The 24,387-nt window shown below is 41.3% G+C and carries 20 protein-coding genes; 8 read left to right on the top strand and 12 right to left on the bottom strand.

Going from position 1 to position 24,387, the window contains the following annotated elements; genetic code table 11:
- Positions 1–14: 14 nt before the first annotated feature.
- Positions 15–956, bottom strand: coding sequence for a magnesium transporter CorA family protein (locus QR40_RS16105; RefSeq protein ID WP_027294177.1), 942 nt, complete (start codon positions 954–956; stop codon positions 15–17).
- Positions 957–1,258: 302 nt separating this feature from the next.
- On the opposite strand from QR40_RS16105, the gene aroC reads away from it, so the two are divergent.
- Entirely contained in the window at positions 1,259–2,362 is a 1,104-nt protein-coding gene (gene aroC / locus QR40_RS16100) for a chorismate synthase (protein ID WP_044295969.1), read from the top strand.
- 44 nt (positions 2,363–2,406) lie between these two features.
- Here aroC and QR40_RS16095 read toward each other — a convergent pair whose 3' ends face one another.
- A complete protein-coding gene (locus QR40_RS16095) occupies positions 2,407–3,462 on the bottom strand; it encodes a lactonase family protein (protein WP_027294179.1) in 1,056 nt (351 codons plus the stop codon).
- A 199-nt stretch (positions 3,463–3,661) separates the two neighbouring features.
- Between QR40_RS16095 and QR40_RS16090 the strand changes: the two genes are divergently transcribed.
- Genes QR40_RS16090 through QR40_RS16070 form a run of 5 tightly spaced genes read left to right on the top strand, consistent with a single transcriptional unit; the run spans position 3,662 to position 8,485 of the window.
- Positions 3,662–4,201 carry a helix-turn-helix domain-containing protein gene (locus QR40_RS16090; protein WP_027294180.1) on the top strand — a complete coding sequence of 180 codons (540 nt, stop codon included), beginning with the start codon at positions 3,662–3,664 and terminating at the stop codon, positions 4,199–4,201.
- A gap of 15 nt (positions 4,202–4,216) precedes the next feature.
- Positions 4,217–5,290: an ABC transporter ATP-binding protein gene (locus QR40_RS16085; protein WP_044295968.1), complete on the top strand. Its 1,074-nt coding sequence runs from the start codon at positions 4,217–4,219 to the stop codon at positions 5,288–5,290.
- On the top strand, positions 5,280–6,095 hold the full coding sequence (locus QR40_RS16080; protein WP_027294182.1) for an ABC transporter permease: 816 nt from the start codon (positions 5,280–5,282) through the stop codon (positions 6,093–6,095). Before QR40_RS16085 ends, QR40_RS16080 begins: the two co-directional genes overlap by 11 nt.
- Complete coding sequence (locus tag QR40_RS16075) at positions 6,095–7,966, top strand: extracellular solute-binding protein (protein WP_044295967.1); 1,872 nt, start codon at positions 6,095–6,097, stop codon at positions 7,964–7,966. Before QR40_RS16080 ends, QR40_RS16075 begins: the two co-directional genes overlap by 1 nt.
- Positions 7,967–7,978: 12 nt before the next feature.
- Positions 7,979–8,485: a flavin reductase family protein gene (locus QR40_RS16070; RefSeq protein WP_044289379.1), complete on the top strand. Its 507-nt coding sequence runs from the start codon at positions 7,979–7,981 to the stop codon at positions 8,483–8,485.
- A gap of 85 nt (positions 8,486–8,570) precedes the next feature.
- On the opposite strand, the gene QR40_RS16065 is transcribed toward QR40_RS16070, so the two are convergent.
- Positions 8,571–9,938 (bottom strand): sodium-dependent transporter, encoded by a 1,368-nt coding sequence (locus tag QR40_RS16065; protein WP_044295966.1) that lies wholly within the window; start codon positions 9,936–9,938, stop codon positions 8,571–8,573.
- Positions 9,939–10,208: 270 nt separating this feature from the next.
- Here QR40_RS16065 and QR40_RS16060 point away from each other — a divergent pair, with 270 nt between their 5' ends.
- A complete protein-coding gene (locus QR40_RS16060) occupies positions 10,209–11,096 on the top strand; it encodes an RluA family pseudouridine synthase (RefSeq protein WP_044295965.1) in 888 nt (295 codons plus the stop codon).
- Positions 11,097–11,123: 27 nt separating this feature from the next.
- On the opposite strand, the gene QR40_RS16055 is transcribed toward QR40_RS16060, so the two are convergent.
- From QR40_RS16055 to trpS, 8 genes are all read right to left on the bottom strand, one after another.
- Complete coding sequence (locus QR40_RS16055) at positions 11,124–11,621, bottom strand: heme-degrading domain-containing protein (RefSeq protein WP_027294187.1); 498 nt, start codon at positions 11,619–11,621, stop codon at positions 11,124–11,126.
- A 143-nt stretch (positions 11,622–11,764) separates the two neighbouring features.
- Positions 11,765–12,022: an HPr family phosphocarrier protein gene (locus QR40_RS16050; protein ID WP_027294188.1), complete on the bottom strand. Its 258-nt coding sequence runs from the start codon at positions 12,020–12,022 to the stop codon at positions 11,765–11,767.
- Positions 12,023–12,125: 103 nt separating this feature from the next.
- Positions 12,126–14,303 carry a PTS sugar transporter subunit IIABC gene (locus QR40_RS16045; RefSeq protein ID WP_044295964.1) on the bottom strand — a complete coding sequence of 726 codons (2,178 nt, stop codon included), beginning with the start codon at positions 14,301–14,303 and terminating at the stop codon, positions 12,126–12,128.
- Positions 14,304–14,456: 153 nt separating this feature from the next.
- Positions 14,457–15,293 carry a BglG family transcription antiterminator LicT gene (licT, locus tag QR40_RS16040; RefSeq protein ID WP_044289381.1) on the bottom strand — a complete coding sequence of 279 codons (837 nt, stop codon included), beginning with the start codon at positions 15,291–15,293 and terminating at the stop codon, positions 14,457–14,459.
- A 311-nt stretch (positions 15,294–15,604) separates the two neighbouring features.
- Positions 15,605–21,055: a glycoside hydrolase family 2 gene (locus QR40_RS29940; RefSeq protein ID WP_052430886.1), complete on the bottom strand. Its 5,451-nt coding sequence runs from the start codon at positions 21,053–21,055 to the stop codon at positions 15,605–15,607.
- Positions 21,056–21,334: 279 nt separating this feature from the next.
- The gene (locus QR40_RS16030; RefSeq protein WP_027294191.1) at positions 21,335–21,547 is read right to left on the bottom strand and encodes a hypothetical protein; all 213 of its coding nucleotides are present in this window, start codon (positions 21,545–21,547) and stop codon (positions 21,335–21,337) included.
- Positions 21,548–21,715: 168 nt separating this feature from the next.
- Positions 21,716–22,129, bottom strand: a complete 414-nt coding sequence (locus QR40_RS16025) for a hypothetical protein (protein WP_044295963.1) — start codon at positions 22,127–22,129, stop codon at positions 21,716–21,718.
- Positions 22,130–22,209: 80 nt separating this feature from the next.
- Positions 22,210–23,214: a tryptophan--tRNA ligase gene (gene trpS, locus QR40_RS16020; RefSeq protein ID WP_027294193.1), complete on the bottom strand. Its 1,005-nt coding sequence runs from the start codon at positions 23,212–23,214 to the stop codon at positions 22,210–22,212.
- Positions 23,215–23,366: 152 nt separating this feature from the next.
- Between trpS and QR40_RS16015 the strand changes: the two genes are divergently transcribed.
- Positions 23,367–23,846 carry an S-ribosylhomocysteine lyase gene (locus QR40_RS16015; protein ID WP_044295962.1) on the top strand — a complete coding sequence of 160 codons (480 nt, stop codon included), beginning with the start codon at positions 23,367–23,369 and terminating at the stop codon, positions 23,844–23,846.
- On the opposite strand, the gene QR40_RS16010 is transcribed toward QR40_RS16015, so the two are convergent.
- On the bottom strand, positions 23,793–24,386 hold the full coding sequence (locus tag QR40_RS16010; protein WP_044295961.1) for a DUF5662 family protein: 594 nt from the start codon (positions 24,384–24,386) through the stop codon (positions 23,793–23,795). The two genes, QR40_RS16015 and QR40_RS16010, sit on opposite strands and share 54 nt — an antisense overlap.
- Between the last annotated feature and the right edge of the window lies 1 nt (position 24,387).

Below are 24,387 nucleotides of genomic sequence, written 5' to 3'. Positions count from 1 at the left end.
TATACTACCTTTCTTTAAAATAAATTCTTTTTTGAAAAAATCAAAGCTACAACAAGACTTAAAATTAATGAAAACAAAATAACCAGTGCGAAACCATAGGGACTGCCGGAAAATGGCATACCGCTGGAATTCACATTCATACCATAAGCACTGAAGATCATGGTCGGAATAGACATTACAATGGTCACTGTTGCTAAAAATTTCATTACAATATTCAGATTGTTGGAGATAACCGATGCAAATGCATCCATCATACCGCTTAAAATACCGCTGTAGATATTTGCCATTTCAATTGCCTGCTTATTCTCAATAATAACATCTTCCAGAAGTTCGGTATCTTCCGGATAATGTTTAATACCTTCGGTTTTCAGCAGTTTCTCAAGGACAACTTCATTCGACCTAAGTGAAGTTGTAAAATACACCAGACTCTTTTCCAGTTCCAGCAGTTCAATCAATTCCTGATTTTTCGTGGACAGATGAAGTTTTTTCTCCACGACTTCACTTTTCTTATCAATGATACGCAGATAATGCAGGAACATGGTAGCGTTCTTATACAGAATCTGTAATATGAATCGGGTTTTCTTGTAGGTAAAGAAATTCCGTACCCTGCCGTCCATAAAAGCGGAAAGCACCGGCGTATCCTCCAGGCATACGGTAAAAATGATTTCATCCGTTACGATAATAGACATTGGAATTGTTCCGTACCAGTCTTTGTCATTACGTTCCTCAATGACAGGGATATCCACCAGTATCATCGTATAGTTATCTTCTACTTCAATTCTGGACCGTTCTTCTTCATCCAGAGGTGCCCGCAGGTCATCTACCTCAATATTGTATTCATTTGCGATGTCTAATATTTCTGTTGCTGTTGGGTCTACCAGAGCAATCCAGCAACCCTCCTGTGCTTCATTTACCTGATGAATTGCACCATCAATTGTCCTAAAAATTTTGATCATGACTCCATAATCTCCTTTCAATTATCCATAGAACAGGATAATCTTCCGAAGGCCTGTCCTATGCGTATTTTTCTATATGAACTTCGCTATTATTTTCCCTAGGACTAGGACCACCCTCCATGGAATCACACTTCCTTTCTTTCTCCAAAATATCTTGCAACTAAAGGACATTATAAAGACTAAAAAACTATTTGTCAATCGAAGCCATCATTTTTTTCATCTCTTTACAATATTTTAACAATTAGGTATACTAGTAAGAGGCAATAAAGAATGGCTGAAGCATATTGTACAAGGAGGATATTATGGCAGGATCAACATTTGGCAATCAATTTAAAATAACGACCTGGGGAGAATCCCACGGAAAAGGCATCGGAGTTGTGGTAGACGGCTGTCCGGCAGGGCTGGCTCTTTGCGAGGAGGATATTCAAAAAAATCTGGACCGAAGAAAACCCGGACAAAGTAAATATTCTACTCCCCGTAAAGAAGACGATGCGGTAGAAATCCTCTCCGGTGTTTTTGAGGGAAAAACAACAGGGACTCCGATTTCCATGATTGTTTATAATAAAACACAGCGTTCTTCTGATTATGGAGAAATCGCTGATTACTACAGACCGGGGCATGCAGATCTGACTTATGACACGAAATATGGATTCCGGGACTACCGCGGAGGCGGACGTTCATCCGGAAGGGAAACCATCGGGCGTGTAGCCGGCGGTGCCATTGCAATTAAAATACTGGATCTTCTGGGTGTACAGCTTCTGACTTACACCAGATCCATCGGTCCTGTCAAAATAGATGATAATAATTTTGACCGTAGTATTATTTCCCAAAATCCACTATATATGCCAGATGCCGAAGCTGCTCAGCGTGCTGGGGCATTTTTAGAGGAATGTATGCAGCATGGAGATTCTTCCGGCGGCATGATTGAATGCATTGTAAAAAATATGATACCGGGCGTTGGCGATCCGGTTTTCGAAAAATTAAATGCGAACCTGGGAAAAGCGCTTCTATCCATAGGTGCCGTTAAATCTTTTGAAATTGGTGACGGCATTGCCGTATCACAGGCTCTTGGCAGCGAAAATAATGACCAGTATACACTTTCTTCAGAGGGGCATAAAGTAAAACTCACGAATCACTCCGGAGGAATAATGGGAGGAATCAGTGATGGCAGCGATATTCTCCTGCGGGTAGGCATTAAGCCTACACCATCTATTAAAAAGGAACAGTCTACCATAACAAAAGATGGCAGAAGCATACAGATCAAGGTAAAAGGAAGACATGATCCGGTGATCGTCCCCCGTGCTGTGGTTGTGGTGGAATCCATGACGGCTATCACGTTGCTGGATATGTTATTTGCCAGCATGACTTCCCAGATGGACCATCTGATCAGATTTTTTCACAGGTAACAAGAAAAGACAGCCGCACAAACCTGCGGCTGTCTTTAATGAATTTACTCTTCTACTTTTGAAATCAAAATGCAATTTGGCGTTTCAACTTTGACCGGTTTGCCCTTCATTATTAATAGTCCTTTTTCATAATCGATGGTAAAGAAGCGAATTTCATTGCTTTCATGGTTAAGGACAACTAATGTCTTTTCATCCGGGAACACATCGATATCTTTTGGATAATCCCCGCTGATTGGTAAAATGCAGACCTCTTCTAACATTCCGTTTTCCTGATTGATGCGGAATACTCCTGCACTATTGTCTCCTGCCGAAGAACAATACAGGTATTTTCCACTTGGAGCAATCTTCAGGCCCGAAGCTGCACAACCGCCTTCTTTCTGGTCCATTGGTGTGCGTACTGTCTGAATCAGCTCAAATTGAGGGGACTTACCTGCGCCGTCATAGGTATATACGTTAATTTCATTGCTGAGTTCACAGATAACATATGCATATTTTCCATCCTTGCTGAAACGTATAATCCTGGGACCTGACTCCAGCTCACATCTTAAGATATCATATAATTTTAATTTTCCGGAGGTGGGGTTCACGGTATAAAGCTTTATATGGTCAATTCCGTTGTCTACGACACAGAGATATTTTCCGTCCGGTGTTGGCATTACACAGCTGATATGGGGTCTGAAGTTACGTTCAGCAACACTTCCAAGGCCTTTATGGAAAATACCGTCCACTACACTGCCAAGACGGCCATCCTGGTGAATCCGTACAACGCTGACTTTACCGTCATGGTATCCGCCCACAAATAAAAACTTACCATCCAGATCCGTAGAAAGAAAACAGCCTCTCATCCCATCGATATCTACCTGGTTAATGGGCTCTAAATCTCCATTGGGGAATATTTTTAATACTTCAACACCTTCATCTGCTATGGAATACAGATATTGTCCGTTTGGAGATTTCGTAATATGGGAAGCGTTATTAACCGAAACCACATTCCGCTCACTCATTGTCCCCTCTTCAATATCTAAATCATAAATATGAATACCAACACTGCTTCCATGTGTATATGTACCTACATAAGCAACGTATTTACTCTTGCTCATTATCTTATCCTCCTTAGCTAAAAACTTATGTCTCATTAATTTCTTATATCTTACCATAAACTTATCTATTTGTTAATAGAAATCAGAAGAAAAATTTAGCAAATAGTGCGTGACATTCCGATCATTCTATGCTATATTGTTTCTGTTTACAATTGCTAAACTTTATGTTTATTTATACTATTAGTTGAGAGGTAGGAAAATGGTTATCGGACAAAAGCTAAAAGAACTGCGTATTGCCAAGGGTCTGACCCAGGAAGAACTGGCTGGCAGAGCTGAACTTTCCAAAGGTTTTATTTCCCAGCTGGAACGGGATCTGACTTCTCCGTCCATCGCCACTCTGGTGGATATACTCCAGTGTCTGGGAACCAATCTGAATGAATTTTTCTGTGAAACGACGGAAGAACAGGTCGTATTTCATGATACAGACTATTTTCAGAAGGTTGACTCTGAATTTTTCAATAAAATTGAATGGATCATTCCCAACGCGCAGAAAAACATTATGGAGCCTATCCGCCTGACTTTAGAACCCGGCGGAAGCACTTATCCGGACAATCCCCATGAAGGGGAAGAATTTGGATATATATTACAGGGGAATATTACACTGTATATTGGTAAACGTATTTATAAGGTAAAAAAGGGAGAATCTTTTTATTTTAATCCAAGCCAAAGACATTATATTAAAAATACAGGGAAAAGCAGCGCTGTCCTGATCTGGGTCAGCTCTCCGCCCAGCTTTTAAATCAGGAGGTACGACATGAGTAATAAATTAATCGACTTAACGCATATAACAAAATCCTATGATGGACAAAAAGTTTTGGATGACCTTAATCTCTATATACGGCAGAATGAATTTCTAACACTGCTTGGTCCAAGCGGCTGCGGCAAAACTACCACCCTTCGCATTCTGGGAGGATTTGAAAACCCTGACAGCGGCAATATAATTTTTGACGGTAAAGATATTACGAATTTTCCGGCAAATAAACGTCAGTTAAACACAGTATTTCAAAAATACGCACTTTTTACACATATGACTATTTCTGAAAATATAGCATTCGGATTGAAAATTAAGAATAAGAGTAAAAATTATATTAATGATAAAATAAAATATGCCTTAAAGCTGGTTAATCTGGAGGGATATGAAAACCGCTCTCCCGATTCCTTAAGCGGCGGCCAGCAGCAGCGAATTGCAATTGCTAGGGCAATTGTAAATGAGCCGAAAGTGCTTCTGCTGGACGAACCTCTGGGAGCCCTGGATTTGAAACTGCGTCAGGATATGCAATATGAATTAATCAGGCTAAAAAACGAATTGGGCATTACCTTTATCTATGTGACACATGACCAGGAAGAGGCCTTAACCATGTCTGATACGATTGTGGTCATGAATCAGGGATACATTCAGCAGATTGGTTCTCCAGAGGATATCTACAATGAGCCAGAAAATGCATTTGTGGCGGATTTTATCGGGGACAGCAATATTATTGCGGCAACCTTCATGGAAGATAAACTTGTTAAAATACTGGGTGTGCCCTTCCCTTGTGTAGATGTGGGATTTGGGCATAATACACCTGTGGATGTAGTGATCCGCCCGGAAGATATTGACCTTGTTAAACCAGAAGAAGGAACCATAACAGGTGTCGTAACCCATCTGATCTTCAAAGGCGTCCATTATGAAATGGAGGTACTGGCCAATAATCACGAATGGCTTGTACACAGCACGGATCTCTTCCCCGTGGGAACGGAAGTGGGCATTCATGTAGATCCTTTTGATATCCAGATTATGAACAAACCTATTTCAGAAGATGAGGAGGCGGTAAATATTGAAGAGTAAACGACTATTAGCCGGACCTTATCTCTTTTGGGCGGTTTCCTTTATAATTATTCCCCTTCTGATGATTGTATATTATGGTTTGACTGCAGAAGACGGATCTTTTACCCTGATGAATATTGCCAGGATTACAACAGCAGAAAACTTAAAAGCTTTAGGCCTGGCGATCCTGCTTGCCGTGATCAGTACCGTGATCTGCCTGGTGCTGGCATATCCATTGGCGATGATTTTAAGTTCCTCTAATATGAACCAGTCCAGTTTTATTGTTTTAATTTTTATTTTACCTATGTGGATGAACTTTTTACTGAGAACGATGGCATGGCAGAATCTCCTGGAGAAAAACGGTGTTTTGAATGATATTTTAACATTTTTTCATTTAGCACCGCTTGAGATTATTAATACACCCTATGCGATTGTATTAGGCATGGTTTATAATTTTCTTCCCTTCATGGTACTGCCCTTATATAATATACTTAGTAAAATAGATAAAGATGTGATTAATGCGGCAAAGGATTTAGGTGCCAATAATTTTCAGACTTTTGTAAAAATTACTTTTCCGCTGAGTCTTCCAGGCATTATCAGCGGAATTACCATGGTTTTTGTTCCGGCACTTACTACTTTTGTAATTTCCGACCTGCTGGGAGGCGGTAAGATTCTATTAATTGGTAACGTCATTGAGCAGACATTTAAGCAGGGAAGCAACTGGAATCTGGGCAGCGGGCTGTCTCTTGTGCTTATGGTATTCGTAATTGCAAGTATGGCTCTGGTTTCTAAGTACGATAAAGATGGAGAGGGGGCTACATTCTAATGAAAAAAGCGGCACAAAAAATTTACCTGATCTTAATTTTCATTTTACTGTATGCACCCATTGCAACCCTTATCGTACTTTCATTTAATGCTTCCAAGACCCGCGCTAAATGGGGCGGTTTTACTTTAAAATGGTATAAAGCTCTTTTCCAGAATGAGCAGATCATGAATGCTTTTTACACTACGCTGATCATAGCACTGCTCTCGGCACTGATTGCTACTTTGATCGGCACCATGGCTGCAATCGGCATTCAGAGTATGAAACGAAAATACCGTACCCTTTTTAACGGCCTTGCCAACATACCCATGGTAAATGCTGAAATCGTGACGGGTGTATCTCTGATGCTGCTTTTCATAGCGTTTCATGTAACACTGGGATTTAGTACAATCCTGATGGCGCACATTACGTTTAATATTCCATATGTTATGTTGAGTGTAGCTCCAAAACTAAAGCAAACCAAGCGCAGTACTTATGAAGCAGCGCTGGATCTTGGAGCTTCTCCCCTGTATGCTTTTTTTAAAGTTGTATTTCCGGATATTATGCCGGGTGTATTGTCCGGATTTTTGCTGGCATTTACCATGTCCCTGGACGATTTTGTAATTACCCACTTTACAAAGGGACCGGGGATTGACACCTTGTCAACAAAAATTTATACTGAAGTACGTAAGGGAATCAAACCGGAAATGTATGCGCTTTCCACTCTTCTGTTTGTTTCTGTGCTGGTATTGCTGATTATGGTAAACATGTCGCCAAAAGAACAGGTTCATGACAAAAGAACAACGGCAAAGAAGAAAACAAAGTTAACCGGTATCTTTAAAAAAGTTATTCCAGCACTTATGGCGTTCGTGATTGTGGTAGGAGGCTTTTACTATGGTTCCCAGGGCTCTCTTGCCGGCGATAACAAGGTGATTGTATATAACTGGGGTGAATATCTGGATCCGGAAGTAATTACCATGTTTGAGGCGGAAACCGGCATAGATGTAATCTATGAGGAATACGAAACAAACGAAATCATGTATCCTAAAATAAAATCAGGAGCAATTGCATATGATGTAGTCTGCCCCTCCGATTATATGATCCAGCGTTTGCGGGAAAATGACCTGCTGGCGGAAATAAACTTTGACAATGTTCCAAATATTAAAAATATCGGAAAAACTTATCTGGAGAAATCAAGGGAATTTGATCCTGAAAATCTCTATTCCGTGCCATATTGCTGGGGGACGGTAGGTATTCTATACAATAAGACCATGGTGGACGAACCGATTGACAGCTGGTCTGTACTGTGGGATCCGAAATACAAAGATAATATTTTAATGCAGGACAGCGTCAGGGATGCTTTTGCCGTAGCCCTGAAAGAACTTGGCTATTCCCTGAATTCATCCGACCTGGATGAACTGACCGAGGCTAAAGATCTTCTGATTAAGCAAAAACCATTGGTTCAGGCTTACGTCATTGACCAGGTGCGTGATAAGATGATCGGAAATGAGGCAGCCCTGGGCGTTATTTATTCCGGAGAAGCAATTTATACTAAGACGGAGAATCCGAACCTGGAATATGTAGTGCCAAAAGAAGGTTCTAATATGTGGATTGATTCCTGGGTAATTCCAAAGAATGCAGAACACAAAGAAAATGCGGAAGCTTTTATTAATTTCTTATGCCGTCCGGATATTGCATTGATGAATTTTAACTACATTACCTATTCTACACCGAATACAGAGGCGCGTAAAATGATAGAGGACGATGCAATCCGCAACAATCCGGTTGCTTTTCCGGATGATACCGTATTAAACCGCTGTGAAACCTTCCGCTATCTGGGAGATAAGGTAGACCAGACCTATAACGAATTATGGAACAAAGTAAAATCAAATTAGGAGGTATGTATCATGAGTTTTAAAGAAATCAAAGCAACAGAATTACAGAAAAATCCATTTCAGATGATTGGAAAAGAATGGCTGCTGGTAACAGCTAAAAATGGAGACAAATGCAACACGATGACAGCATCCTGGGGTGGTGTGGGCATAATGTGGGGAAAAAATGTAGCATATGTATTTATCCGTCCCCAGCGTTATACAAAAGAGTTTATAGACGCTTCCACCACATTTTCACTGTCTGTACTGGATGATTCCTACCGTAAAACATTAACTTACCTGGGAACTGTTTCCGGCAGAGATGAGGATAAAATCCAGAAATCAGGACTTACGGTTACACTGGAAGAGGATACCCCATACTTCGAAGAAGCCAATACCGTTATGGTATGCCGTAAACTCTATGCACAGGAATATGATCCCGCATGCTTTATTGATAAGAGCTGTGACGAAAAATGGTATCCCCAGAAGGATTACCACACGATGTATATTGTAGAGATTGAAAAAGTACTGGTGAAAGAATAGCATAAAAAGAACGGAACAATGTAATATAAAAGGCATGCCATGTTTTGATCACATGAGCATGCCTTTTGTGTTGGAAAATTTGCAATTAAAAGAATTTTACAACGTAGCCCTGAATAAAGATAGCCAATACAATAATCGGCAGAATCCAGGTCACATATACCCTTGCCCAATTGGGAAACTTTATTCCTTTACCCGCATTTGCTTCTGCAGTAAACTTCTTAAATCCCCATCCATAGCGGCTGGTACAGAATAAAAGATATACCAGACTGCCAAGAGGCAGTAAGTTATTGCTGACAATGAAATCCTCCAGATCCAATATATTTGATCCCGGTCCGAAAGGAGTAAATCCGCTTAACAGATTGAATCCTAATACACATGGCATCGAGAGAATAATAATTACGATCAGATTTACTGCAACTGCTTTTCCTCTGCTGCATCCGGTGAGATCCATTGCAAAAGAAATAATGTTTTCAAATACGGCAATGATTGTTGAAATAGCCGCAAAAGACATGAATAAGAAGAAAAGGCTTCCCCATACTCTTCCACCGCTCATTTCATTAAATACATTGGGTAATGTAATGAATATCAGGCTTGGACCGCTGTCCGGCTTAATGTTATAAGCAAAACAGGCCGGAAAAATAATTAAACCTGCCATAAGTGCAACAAAAGTATCCAAAATGGTAACACTTACTGCTTCTCCGGTCAATGATCGGTCTTTTCCAATATAACTTCCGAAAATTGCCAATGCACCAATACCCAGGCTTAAAGTAAAGAACGCCTGACCCATAGCTGCAAAAATACTTTCTGATATCCCGGATTCCACTAATTTACTAAAGTCCGGATATAAATAAAATTTAAGTCCGGTGAAACTGCCTTCTAACATTACGGAACGGATAGCAAGAATAATCATAAGTGCTAACAGGCTGACCATCATTATCTTTGTGATTTTTTCTACACCGTTTTTCAATCCTTTCGCGCAGATGCCAAAGCATACAATAACCACAGCGATCATACAAACGGTCATCAGTACCGGCTGTCCCATTAACTCTCCAAAAGCTCCTGAGACCTGCTCCGAATTCATGCCCTCGAACTGCCCGGCAGCCATTTTGAAGAAATAGAGAATCATCCATCCGCCGATTGTGGTATAAAACATCATCAGCAGATAATTTCCCGCAATTGCTCCAAATTTGTATAAATGCCATTTTGTTCCTTTGGGTTCCAATACGTCAAATGACAGTGCCGCACTCTTCTGGCTTCCACGCCCTACTGCAAATTCCATTACCACAATTGGTAATCCAAGAATCAGCAGGAAGAATAAATAAACTAAAACGAATGCCGCACCTCCATATTTTCCCGTAATATAGGGGAAACGCCATACATTTCCTAACCCGATTGCACATCCTGCCGATATCAGGATAAAGCCCAACCGGGAGGAAAACTTCTCTCTCTCCATATCTGTCTCCTTTTTAAGTTATTCTCTAACTATTTTACACGAATTTTGTATATATGAAAAGCAAAAAACACTTTTTTCAATAAATTTGGTAGAGATTTAAAGCGTTGATACTTTAAAACGTTGAGTTGTATAAGTATAGCATACCAAGATCAATCCATTGACAGTCTTAAGCCGGTACTGTAAACTAGAAAGGGCTTTACGATAGAACAAAAGGAAGGAAAGGTTTTGCCTGCGGTTATTTTTTAGCGGGCAATAAAGACGGAAACACGAATGAAAAGAATACTGACTTACCACATAGATTTACACAGCTCAGGCAAAAATATCACTGCTTTTCTGAAAGAAAAGGGCTATTCCAGACATATCCTTACCCATCTGAAACGTACAGAATATGGCATTTTAAAAAATGGGAAGTGGGCTTATACCTCAGAACAATTGCAGGAGGGGGATGAATTAACGGTACAGATCGTGGAAGAAGGATTTTCCAGTCAGATTGTACCTGTAAAAATGGAACTTGTAATTGTGTATGAGGATGAAGACATACTGATTCTGGACAAAGCTGCCGATACGCCCATACATCCTTCCATCAATAATTATGAAAATACGCTTGCCAATGGTATAGCAGATTACTTCGCCAATAAAGGAACGGCATTTACTTACCGCTGTATTAACCGCCTGGACAGAGACACCACAGGGCTTTTGATTATCGCAAAAAATATGCTGAGCGCTGCTATCTTGTCCGATATGGTAAAAAGCCGGAAAATTCACCGGGAATATCTGGCTGCTGCTATTGGGAAAACACCTGATTCCGGTAAAATTGATGCACCGATTGCCCGAAAAGAGGATTCTGCAATTGAACGCATTGTTGATTTTGAACGTGGAGAACGGGCGGTGACCTATTTCAGGCGCCTGTCATATAAAAATGGGTACTCCCTGGTTTCCTTAAAGCTGGAAACCGGGCGTACCCATCAGATCCGCGTGCATATGAAATATCTGGGACATCCCCTGCCGGGGGACTTCCTGTACAATCCGGAATATACCAGAATCAAACGTCAGGCACTCCATTCCCACAGACTGGAATTGGAACATCCGATTACAAAAGAAAAACTGGTTTTTACTTCCCCTTTGCCACCGGATATGCAGTTTGAGGAGTGGGAATAAGACTGCGCGAAACGCTTTCTGCTTCCCTTAAATATTGCCGCGTATTCTAGGGACTTCATCGATGTGCAGATACCGGCTGATACATTTTACAACAAGGTCATGATCGGATACGTGATCCAGGCCGGATACAATTACACCGCCGATGACACCGACTTCTTCCACACGAATCGGGAAACCGCCGCCGCAGGCTGCATAGTCTTTGGGATCCATGAAACGCTCCTCCAGGGTTTCTTCTGTTTTACGAAGCAGCATGTAAGCCCGCAGGCTGCTCTGCTCTAACCTGCGTACTGTATTGAACTTTCTTGCCATCCAACTTTCATTGTCCATGTTTGTCCGATTCGATGCGTATTGGAAAACCACATACCCATTATTCAAACGGATACTAACCGCTACCGGAAGGCTTCTTCTCTTTGCTTCCATTACAATCAGATTTCCAAGTTCCCATGCATCTTCATTTGTAAAATGAGAAAACTGAAGAATTTCTTCCTGCATCTCAAGCATAGCAATTAATTCGTCTACTGTCATAGTCATTCCTCCTAGTGTGAAAATGTTAATATAGTGTCATTATACTACTATTTCGGGGAAAAGAAAAGGGGATGTGAAAAACACCCGGATGCGAAATATTGATCGCAGAACCGAGTGTTTTAAAATGGGTTTTTCTTTATTTTTTACAGGTTTGCTTTAAAGAACGATTCCATTGCTTCGATTGCAGCAGCTTCATCATCTCCTTCAGCGGTTACGGTAACTTCAGCACCCTGTTTTACCCCAAGGCTCATAACAGCCATCAGTCTTCTGAGGTCTGCACTTTTTTCACCAGCTTTCAGGGTCAGCCTGGAGGTAAATGGCTTTGCCTCTTTTACCAAGAGTCCTGCCGGTCTTGCGTGAATTCCAATCTCGTCTGTAATTACATAATTAAATGATTTCATAAAATTTCCACCTTTCGTCTTTTATCTATTGTTATGGCAGTCCGGAAACAGTTTGGAATTATCCGAAATGTTGGTTTGCCGGACTGCACAAATAACCAATTTATTAATAAATCTTAAGCAATTGCTGCTTGCTCTGTATGTCACCGGTATTTACGACGGTAACTGTGTGATAGTCATCTGTATTGGAAACAATGACCGGTGTAACCGTTCTGTAACGTTCACTCTTTATGCCGTCCAGATCCACAACAGCCAGAAGGTCTCCGGTTTTTACACGATCTCCGTCTTTTACGTGAATATCGTAATATTTTCCATTTAGCTGAACGGTATCGATTCCCACATGGATCAGAAGCTCTATACCATTATCTGAGGTAAGTCCGATAGCATGTTTGGTGTCAAATACCATAGATACAACTCCATCAAAGGGGGCAGTTACCCTGCCGTCCGCTGGTTCAATCGCAGCACCGTCTCCCAACATTCTTTCCGAAAACACACCGTCATTGACTTCTTCTAACGGAATGGATTTACCGTTCATCGGGGCATAAACCGTGTAGCTTTTACCAGTTGAATTTTTCTCCTGCGTTTCAGCTTCTGCATGGGTACTGTTCATATTATTATACTCCCCGCTCGTTTCATCTGCAATCTCCGGTTGATTAAAAATCAGATCTTTATCGCTGTCGCTTGCAGGATTTGCCAGATAATCCTCCAGGTTTGATTTGATTACCGTTACTTTCGGTCCATAAATAACCTGGACTCCATTGCCCTTCATAATAACGCCGGCGGCGCCGCTGGCTTTTAATATGCCCTGATCTACTTTTTCTTTATCTGCTACCGTTATACGAAGTCTTGTGGCACAGCAGTCTACGTCGCTGATATTAAGTTTTCCTCCTAGTCCCCGTGTTATCATGGCTGATTGTTCGTCGATGATTTCACTGGCGCTGTTTTCCTGATTTTTTCCTTTTTTTGCATCAACGTCTGCCCTGCGGTAAAGTTTTACCTCTTCTTCCCCTTCTTCACGTCCCGGAGTCTTCAGATTGAATTTTCTTATTAAAAAAGTGAACAGGAAATAGTAAATAATAAAATATATAATACCTATCAGTACAATCCACAGCCAGCTTGTTTTCGTATTTCCCTGCATGATACCAAAAAGCGTCAGGTCAATAAGTCCGCCGGAAAAAGTCATGCCGACTCCTACTCCGAAAATATGCGTGAACATATATGCCAGTCCTGCCAGGACACAGTGAATTGCATACATTAATGGTGCAACAAACAGGAAGGTAAACTCCAGCGGTTCGGTAATACCGGTAATCATAGAAGTCAGGGCTGCTGAGATTAAAAGGCCGCCCACTATTTTCCTCTTTTCCGGCTTTGCACAGCGGTACATGGCAAGCGCCGCACCGGGAAGTCCAAATATCATAAAGACAAATTTACCCGACATAAAGCGGCATGCATTTACGCTAAAATGTGTGATACCAGGATCCGCTAACTGGGCAAAGAATATGTTTTGTGCACCTTCTACATAGGCACCTGCAACCGTTGCAGTACCGCCTACCGCTGTCTGCCAGAATGGCAGGTAAAACACGTGGTGAAGCCCGAAAGGTATCAATGCCCTTTCAATTAAACCGTATAACCAGGTACCAAAATATCCGGAATTCATAACGAATTGCCCCAGGCTGTTAATACCATTTTGTATAAATGGCCAGATATAAAACATCAAAATACCCACGATCATATAGACAGCTGCCGATATGATCGGTACGAATCTGGTTCCGCCAAAGAATGACAGTACCTGTGGAAGCTGAATTTTGTAAAAACGGTTATGGAGTGCTGCCACACCAAGCCCTACAATAATACCGCCGAATACACCCATCTGTAAGGAGGTGATACCAACAACGGAAGTTGTTGCACCTTCTAGCATACTATCCGGTCCGCCCTGTGCAGTAATCAACGCACCTATGGAAGCATGCATAACAAAAAATGCAATGGCACCGGACAATGCCGCAACTTCTTTTTCTTTTTTCGCCATACCGATGGCAACACCCATGGCAAAAATAATAGGCAGATTGCTGAATACAATACTTCCGGCTGCATTTAGTACGGTCAAAATCGTATAAATAAAAGTACCGGGCCCCATGATCTTCATTAAATGATAGGTCTCAAGCATTGTTTCATTGGTAAATGAACCGCCGACTCCAAGAAACAGTCCCGCGATGGGTAAAATAGCAATGGGCAGCATAAAAGATCTGCCTACACGCTGTAATATACCAAAAATTTTATCTTTCATTTCTCTGATTCCTCCTGAAAAAATATATATTATAATCTGATTCTGCACAAAAAAAGACCGTAACAGAAAACATGATAGTAGTATACCCCAGCTGTAGATATCTACTACCAAATCCTGTTCCGGTCTAGCCTGCATTACCAGTTACAATCCAGATTATACAGTATTTGATACTCTTCTTAAATGAATGGTGAGGAAAATCATCTCTTCCTCAGTGATTTCTTTCTTATATGTCTCCCGGATAAAGGTCCGGATCTCTTCTGCACATTTATAGTCATTTTTATAACGTTTCTTAACCATTTTCTGAAAAGTTACATCATCATCTTTCGTAATCCGGTCAGAAAATAACCGCTGTCCGAAAAATTTCAGGTGTGTTATAAAACGTTCATAGGCCAGAGAATGATCATCTAATTTCATCTGATAATATTTCTCTGCGATGTCCAGCACCTGCTGTATCATTTCCGTGATATTCACCATGTCGCACATATCCGTGTTTAATTCTGCATTCACAATATGTAAGGCTATAAAACCTGCCTCATCCCTGGATAATTCTACATCCAGCTTTTCTTTGATGATTTCCAGAGCTTTGCAGCCAATCTGGAATTCCTGTATATAAAAATTACGGATTTCCATCAGCAATGCATTCCGGTACTCCATGTTCTGACGCTTGCGTTCAATGGCGAAACTGATATGATCTGTCAAAGTAATATAAACATTTTCATTTAATCTTTTGCCTACGGTATTCCTGGCATAATCGATAATTTCCGTACAGGTCTCCACATATGACAGTGGAATTTCCGCCATTAATTCCTGTAATTTGCCGGATGCCTTGGGGCTTTCCATTTTATAAACTTTTTCAATTTTCTCCCCGGGGATTATATCATGAGGTTTTTGCTTAAATCCAATGCCAAGCCCCCTGACGATGATTTCCTGCCCATCTTCATCAACGGAACATACAATATTATTATTGATAATCTTCGTTATCTCATACATTCCTGTCTTATCTCCATTCCGTTTCCAAACATGTTTGATCAAATAATGTCATTTGTCAGAATTCAAAAAGTATAAACAGGATTTATGCAGTTTCAAACATAAAAAAAACCAACCCTGCAGAAAGTTATCATACTCGCTTCAAAGATGGTCTCGCCTGCATTACCAGTCACAATCCCGTATTTATCTTCAAAAAGGATATCATATAATGTAATTAGTGTCAAGTGGATTTGAAAGAATAATTGAATAATTTCATATCAGAGAACAGCCGGTACCGGATTGGCACAAGGCTGTTCTCTTTTTCTTTTAAACGGTTATTTTTTTATTTTCGCTTTTGAAGAAAGTCCCTTATTTTTTAAGAGTTTTTTATAGTATGTTAATTTTTTAGACGGAACCTGAATGACAGCTTTGGAATGAATTTTTTTCAAAGCATTTTTTCCTACCGTTTTTAACTTACTGCTCTCAATCTTAATGGTCTTGAGATTCTTTGCTCCATAGAATGCAGCATCACCGATTTTTGTAATATTCTTTGAAATGGTAATGGATTTTAACTTTGTATTTTTGTAAAATGCTTTGTTTTTAATTTCCGTAACTGTAAACTTATAACTGGAAATTGTAACCGTATTGGGGAGTTTAAGTTTTGAGGTTTTCTTGTTTTTAACGCCTTTCACACAAACCGTCCCATTGCCGGCAGAAGATTTCAGTATCTGATATTTTAATTTTCCTACGGTATAGGAAGCACCTTTCTTAGGGATTTTGTAAACAGAAAGGGTAAGTCTGGCGGCATAGAGTAAATTTTTCGCAGATTTTAATTTATCCAGGTTTGCCCTGCTGTCACTCAATATCTTTTCTGCTTCACTGAGGTTATCTTTTAAACGCCGGAAGCTTGCTAAAGTATAATGTTTCTGTCCTTTCTTTACGATTGCGCTGCATGCTGTAATTTCTGCCTGCAGCGCTTTTCTTGCATCTGACAGGGAAGTATCCGGCTTTAACTGCAGACCTGCCATTGCAGAATTTAGTTTATCCAGAGCTGCCTGTATTTCTTTAGCGGATGGTTCTGCTGAGAATAACACTTTTACTGCCCCGTCATACGCAGTTTTGAAAACTGCCCAGCTCGTATCGGTATAACTGCCCTGGCCTTTATCGAAGAGTGTCTTTGCTTTGTTTACTGCTTCTCTCAGTCTAAAGGTATCCTCTTTTTGGATCAGGGAAGCCATAGCATGATTTAATTGCTCTGCTGCAGCCAGTATCTCATCTGCTGAAGGATCTTCTATTTCTAATACAGCGGCCGCTTCTTCATATGCGGCGAGCAATTGTGCCCAGCTTGCATTTGTATAATTACCCTGGCCTTTTTGAATTAGATTTTGTGCAGTACTGACGGTATCTTCCAAGGTGGCTGTATCTCCTATGAGGATCAGTTCCCTGAGCGCATTTTCAAGTGCATCAGATGCCGCCTGGATCTCCTCTTTGGATGCCTCTTTGTTTAAATAGACACCATAAGACTCGACTATACGATCTGCTGCAGACTTCCTGCTGGTAAAGGTATAGTTTTTCATGGCATCCCCTTCAATCTGTTTCATTAAGCCGCCAAGTGATAAGAGAATCGGACTTTCCGTTAATGGCTCATTATCGCCGCCAGACACAGTTTCCACTCCATATTCAAAATAGTCCAAACCAAATTTTCCGGCAGGTACAAGTTTAACGGTATGTTCCCCGTCTTCCAGATAACCGGATGCATAGACTTCTTTGTATACATTAACATTCTCATTGTTATTAATATGTCCGACAGGTTCTCCATCGATATAAACATCGGCACCCTGCTGTCCGCCATCTGCTTTTGCACCTATTTTTATATAGTTTCCGTTAAATGTAAGGGCGATATAATCTCCATCTTTTACCGGATTGCCTTTGTCACCCAGGAAGGTCTCACTTCCGTTGTAAGCATCGGAAGATGGCCACAGCTGCCAGTCGCCTGTCTTTTCCAGCAGGCTGTCTTCACCATCAACTTTTGTCCAGGCAGTTTCCGTCTTTGATCCGGATTCCAGTTTATCCGGATCCGGATAGATCATGATTGTATTTGAAATTATTTCCAGTGTATTTTTATCCCACACACTGAGAATGGCTTCATATCCTTTTATATCAGAAGGCATATTGAGCGTCAGGGGAAGATCTTTTGCGGCGCCGGGATAGAATTCGTCGGAAGTCATTGTGAAGCCTGCCAGCATTCCATCCGGTCCATAGAGGGACAGTGAAGCACACAAAGGCTGTAAATCTTCCGAAGTATTTTTTAGGGATAATATCCCGGTGAAGTCTTCTCCTGCCTGTAAGCCTTCGGTAATTCCCACATAGGCGGTACGGATGCTTTTGCTTTTTTTGCTGATGTCCCGGATGGCTCCGTACAATTTTGCGTCCGCCCAGTCTGTGTGATCCTGGGATTCAGAACCGTTGGCGTCTGTCATAAGCTTCAGTTCCGAAACTCCGCTGACGCTTAAATTGAATTCATCGGCTTCCCCGCCAGAAAGTTCCTTTTCATAAATCAGGCTGTTGTCGGCATAGATCCTAAAGATTGCATTGCCTCCATCCACTTCATTATCAATGCCCGCCACTCCGGAAAAGCGCGTATACTTTTTGTCCAGGTTATGAATAATGGTGCTGTCAGCATGAAGACCGATTCCTTTTTTATAAACTTTATTCCCTACCTTTATCTGATTTCCCTGGCAGGTCTTGTCTTTTCCTTTTTCACCCCATCCAGTGGAGACTTTGTCGTAATCCACTACATCGGAGAGGTAAGCACTGTATTTGGTATATTGAGGTGTAATTGAGGAGGGGTTTCCATATACATTCAGTTCCGTGAGAAAGGCTTTTTCATTTTCCGGAACGTCCGTAAAGGTTATCTTAACATATCTGGCTTCCGGCCCGTCCAGGGATTCTTCTGCTTTCCTGGATGTAATGGTATCCTTTGTATATTCTGCAGCAATGGTCCATGGGCCATTCTTATCCATAGCTGTTTCGACTTTATATGGATAGGGAGATTTGTTAAATCCCAGTCCGATGTTATAGAGGTATAATGTAAATTCCAGATCTACCATAAAGTATTCCCCGCTGCCGGTATTATCTGCCTGCCAGGATGTCGCCATATTACCGTCTGCTGCCAGTGCACTGTCCTGATCATTGCTGCTAGGGAACAGGGGTCTTCCGGAAGCGGCATTGTTTTCACCATATATAATGGGATCTTCTATTTTAGCAGTTACACTGCCCCACTTATCTGCATTATAAAAATCTTCCGGTTCCGAACCGTCATCGGTTTCGGACATATTATCTGTATGTATTGTAATTGTGGATACCCCAAGACCTTCTGCCGTTGCGCTGATAATGCTGTCTCCCGAATAGTAACTGCGGAATTCGATGCTTGCTTTTCCATCCCGCATTGATTTGCCGGGGGTAAACTTATATGTTTTACCTCCTGGGAAAACACCGGGGCCGGATTCCACCTTCAGGGTTACCGCTTTAGTTTCATTTACCCAGTTGCCGTCTGCATCCTGTAAGGTAACAATCAGCTGGGTGTCTTTTGTACCGTTGTTCGTAATGGTTTCTTCAGAGGACGTAATGTCTATCTGAGATGCCGCACCGGATACGGAGGATTCCGGTTCTATACCCATATTCTGTTCCCGGTACCAGTACCAGCTGTTTAAAGGCAGGCGATAGTAGTCGATTATACCCATTTTAGCCAGCCCGTCACCGCCGATGGTACCGTGATGAAAGCCACACCAAAGAACCAGGCCTGCGCTACTTGGTTTTAGCTGATAATTATATTCGTCACTGCCCTGTATCTGATCATAAAATGGCCGGTATTCGCCTGGCCGGTCTGCAGTCTTTGAGCCGTATTCCGCAACTACATTGGGCATCCAGGTATTTTCAAATTTTCCTCCGTCTCCGTTGTATCCTGCAATATCACAGACCGCCAGATCGGCATACCCGCCTCTTTGCGCTCCGCCCATTCCTGCTTTTCTGGTAGGATCAAGCTGGTGTGACAGATTCCGCATTTTGTCTACAAGCGCAAGCGCTTTCGGCGCAGTTCCATTTGCAGAAGCATCATTTCCGTTATCCATGCCGCCATTTGTGAAAAACGCTTCATTTCCCATACTCCAGTTAATAATAGAGGGATGGTTGCGGTTTACGCGTATCATAGCTTCCAGGGAATCCAGGCAGCTCTGCTCAAAAGCTGCTTCATCTGCAGGATTCTGCGGGTATGCATCCTTAAACCAGTCCGCAGATGTGCCTATTGCCGGTTCGTCTTTTCCGGCGCATCCACCCATCCCCCAGAAATTGCACTCTGACCAGAACATAATTCCCTGATCATCACAGGCTTTTGCAAATGATGGATCATGGGGATAATGGGAGCCGCGGATAAAATTCATCCCGCACTCTTTGATCATGGATACGTCCCGCATGAATCCTTCGTTGGTAACTGCATCCGCAAAGCCTGCATGATCCTGATGTACATTTGCTCCATTTAATTCTACTTTTTTTCCGTTCAAATAGAACCCGTCGTTTTTATACTGCGCCCAGCGAAAGCCAAAAGAGGATTCATAGGTATCTGCCGGAACACCATTTCGGTATACGGTAGTATATAATTGGTACACATATGGATTTTCAGTATCCCATAACTGTATGTTTTTGATTTTTTCACTGACCGCAGTAATTTCTGCAGCAGATCCTGCAGAAATATTCTGTTCAGCCGATTCAAATACAGCCTGCACTATACCGTCTTTGTCCACCACTTCCTGTTTTACTTTTACCAAAGCCTCAGACAGCGAATCATTTTTTATTTCGGTACTGACGCTTACGTTAGATTGTTTCTGCGCAATATTATTCAGGATTTCTTCCTCACTGGCATAATTATCCGGAATATTCTTTGCAGAAGGGTCGAATCCGGGGTTAGACAAATCAGGAGTGGTGACGAAAGTTCCATACCAGGTTACATGAACCTCATCCGTAATATTGAGATAGACATCCCGGTAAATTCCTCCGGTAAACTGGTGGTCTCCTGCTCTTGGAGCAAGATCCGGCTGCCAGATATTATTGACGCGGACTGCAATCAGATTCTTCCCCGAATTCAGATAATCTGTAATGTCAAATACAAAGCCAGAGTAACCGCCGCGGTGTGTACCTGCCGGCTGCCCGTTTACATATATTTCGGCCTCCTGAAAAACACCCTCAAATTCCAATTCAATTATCTTTCCAACCATATTGTCCGATACTTCAAATTCCTTACGATACCATCCGTATCCCACGTAGAAAGATGCCTGCATTTCATAAGGGATGCTGAAATTATGAGGAATACCGATATCCACCCATTGGGAATCATCATAGTCCACGGATTCTGCTCCCGGGATATCATTACGGATAAATTTCCACTCCCTGTTAAAATTCACCTGCTCCCTGCCCGTCTGTTCACTTACATAAGTTTTCCCAACTTGTTCAGCCGCAAGTTTGTAAAGAGCCTCACTTTTTTCGATTGTGGAAGTACGGTTGTCCAATGGATTTTCCGTTTCCGTTTGGGATTCCGTTTCCACCTGATATGTTTCAGATTCTGTCAGAAGTTCTGTTTCAATCTCCTGATTTTCAACCGGGGTACTTTGGAGTGCCTCAGTTACCATTTCCGTTTCCGGCACCTGAGCCGCCGATACCGCCATTGATGGCAGAATCATGGAACAGCACAAAACGATTGCAATGATACTTTTCCATCTCTCTTTTTTTCTCATCTTAACCTTCTCCTTTTTCTCTCACTCTCATTTATCTATTTAAAAACTAAAGCATATTTTACCCTTTCCCCACATTATCTTCAGAATTTACATAAATAGATAAATTATCGTCATTATATTTAAGCTGAATCAAAATGTACATACTATTTTCTGTGGTTATTATTAGAATTTATTAATTACTATTGACTGATACCGGGAAAAGCAAAGAATTTTCTGAAAATAAAAAAAGAAGGGGATTATTTCCCCTTCCCAGACTGTACATAAACTATATTTTTTCCCTTATTCAATACCCCTATCTTGAAAATAATTTGGCAATTTCTTCTTTCTTATTTCTTCGGACTCTTTATCTTCTTCAAGTTCTTGAATCTGCGCATCACCTGTTCCCGAAAAAGCTTCAAGCATCTTGACTATCTCATTCTGGGCTATGGGACCTGAACCCAGGGACAGGCTCACCATTAGGGTGAGAAATAATTTATATATCTTTTCTTTCATTCATATTCCTCCAATTCAATCTCTGCTTTGCTTCACTCTCGTAATAAGTATTCGTTTATATCCGCTTATACCCGCTACCTATTTGCATACAAAAAAGAAGCCATTGTCTGATTCTAAAAATGACTTATAACCACCAACACACTTGCAATGATTTGAAAAGGATTTGATTCAATTGTCCAGACGTACCTTCTGATTAATTAATGACCATTCATCAGGCAATAATATAAATAAGGTCAAGAAGAAAAAAAGAAAAACTATAATAAGAAAAAGAAGCAGGCTGATTCCTTTTGGGATAGCTGCTATCATGAGTATTGAGCATATATTCTTGGTTCCAGGTTCATTATAAGAAGTATTTTTGTTCAAAAATGAAGCCTTAAAGCCGGTAGTATTATAACCGTCTTCATTGGTAACGATACTTTCTGAAATTGCCCACGTTTCAATTACAGTTGCCGTATCTAATAATTCATTAAGATTATAAGTACTGCAAAAAAACACATTCATAGTTAAGCACATAGCAAAAAGAAGCATAATGAAAGAGACTCTAATACGAGAGAAATGATTTTTCTTATTATTTATTTCCATTACAATCCCCTTCTTTGCTACTTGCTGCGACAAATGTGGCTACAGTCTGAGAAGGGGATTATTTCCCCTTCCTAATAACTTTATTTAATCCGATCCGGAAATCCTACCTTACGCTGTACCTTACGAAGAGTCTTCGTAGCGTAATAATTTGCCTTTTCAGCGTTTGTTTTGATTATACCGTCAATATAACCTTTGTCTTTGTTTAACTCGGCTACACGGTCCTGAACCGGTTTTAAAACGGAAATAACAGCCTCGCCAATGGCTTCTTTGAATGCGCCATAGCCCAGTCCGTCAAATTCCTTCACTGCTTCGTCCGGTGTCTTGCCCATACAGGCACAATAGATATCCAGAAGATTTTTAATTCCCGGCTGCTCATCACGATACAAAATAGTTGCTTCTGAATCCGTTACGGCACGTTTGCATTTTCGCATTATGGTGTCAGGATCATCCATCAGATAAATACTTCCGTTGGGATTTTCATCGGATTTTGACATCTTCTTCGCCGGATCCTGGAGACTCATAATTTTTGCACCGGTTTTTCCGATATAAGCTTCCGGAACGGTAAAAACATCTCCATATATTCCGTTAAAACGCTGTGCAATGTCACGGGTAAGCTCCAGATGCTGCATCTGGTCGATTCCTACCGGAACCAGGTCGGTCTGGAATAAAAGGATATCTGCTGCCATAAGTGTCGGATATGTAAAGAGTCCGGCATTGATATTATCTGCATGTTTGGCTGATTTATCTTTAAACTGTGTCATACGGCTGAGTTCGCCCATATAAGTATAGCAGTTTAAGATCCAGCTGAGTTCCGCATGTCCGGAAACATGTGACTGGTAATAGATGCAGTTTTTTTCGGGATCAAGTCCTGCTGCAATATATAAGGTCAGAAGCGCCCTGGCTCTCTTGCGAAGTGTAGCCGGATCCTGACGAACGGTGATGGAATGAAGATCTACAACACTATAGAAGCACTCATACTCATCACTTAAAGTAACCCAATTTTTTAAAGCGCCCAGATAATTGCCCAAAGTCAATGTACCGGTTGCCTGCATACCGCTGAATAAAACTTTTTTGTCATTAATCATGTCTAAATTTCCTCCATTTACTTTGGTTAAAGTTTATCACCTGAAACTATGAAAGTCAAGGTTGTATCCATACACAATCTCTGATAAAATAAAGGAGAAATACAGGGTGGCTGGTAATCAGTCTGTACCCGAAACAGAAAGGAGTGTACTATATGGAAAAAATAACAAGCTTCACCATAGACCATATCAAGCTGTTACCCGGGGTATACGTATCACGAAAAGATCATGTGGGCAGTGAAGTAATTACCACTTTTGACCTTCGCATGACAAAACCAAACGGAGAACCGGTCATGAATACCGCAGAGATGCATGCCATCGAACATCTGGCTGCAACCTGGCTTCGCAACAACGAAGAAATGGGGAATAAGGTCATTTATTTTGGTCCTATGGGCTGCCGCACCGGATTTTATCTTCTGTTACATGGGGATTTTGAATCGAAAGATATCGTCGAATTGATGATTGGATTATTTGAATTCATCAGAGACTTTAAAGATGAAGTCCCCGGCGCATCTGCCAGGGACTGTGGAAATTATCTGGATATGAATCTTGGAATGGCAAATTATCTCGCAGATAAATATTTAAATGAGGTGCTTTACCGCATCACACCGGACAGGCTTGTGTATCCGGTCTAAACCGCACCTTTTCTTCAGATATCTGTTTTTTACAAAATCAAATAACACATCTTCACCATGCTTATCCAGGACATGCAGCAGCTTTTCCAGCTGATCGGCTGTTTCTGGATGAAGCAGGTAGTGTGTCTTTCCGTTTTGGTAATAAGCCAGCGGGTCATGATCGGTATATTTACTTCCATTGTATACTTTCGAGGCTGCTATCCGGTCCATCAGCATTTCCGCCACATATTTTCTTGGCATTTTCACACCAACCAAGGCAGCGCCTTTCTGTTCCAGGCTATAGTCGGTCCAGTACTCAAAATGATGCTTGTTTCTGCCTTTATGATGGAGCCATGCAGCGGAATATCCTTTAACTTCACGTTCCGCATTATTGGGACTTCTTGTACCCTGATAATACTTGCATCCGATCAGAAATTCGGAAGGTAAATACTTAGACATGTCATGCAGCAGCCCCTGTTTATAAAGGCCGATCCGGAAACAATGCTTCATTACCAGAAATTTATGCTTCGTAATAGTTCTAAAATGCGCCAAAGCTTTCATG

It is taken from the genome of Robinsoniella peoriensis, assembly GCF_000797495.1.
GTDB lineage: Bacteria > Bacillota > Clostridia > Lachnospirales > Lachnospiraceae > Robinsoniella > Robinsoniella peoriensis.
This window is presented reverse-complemented; position numbering and strand designations above follow the sequence as displayed.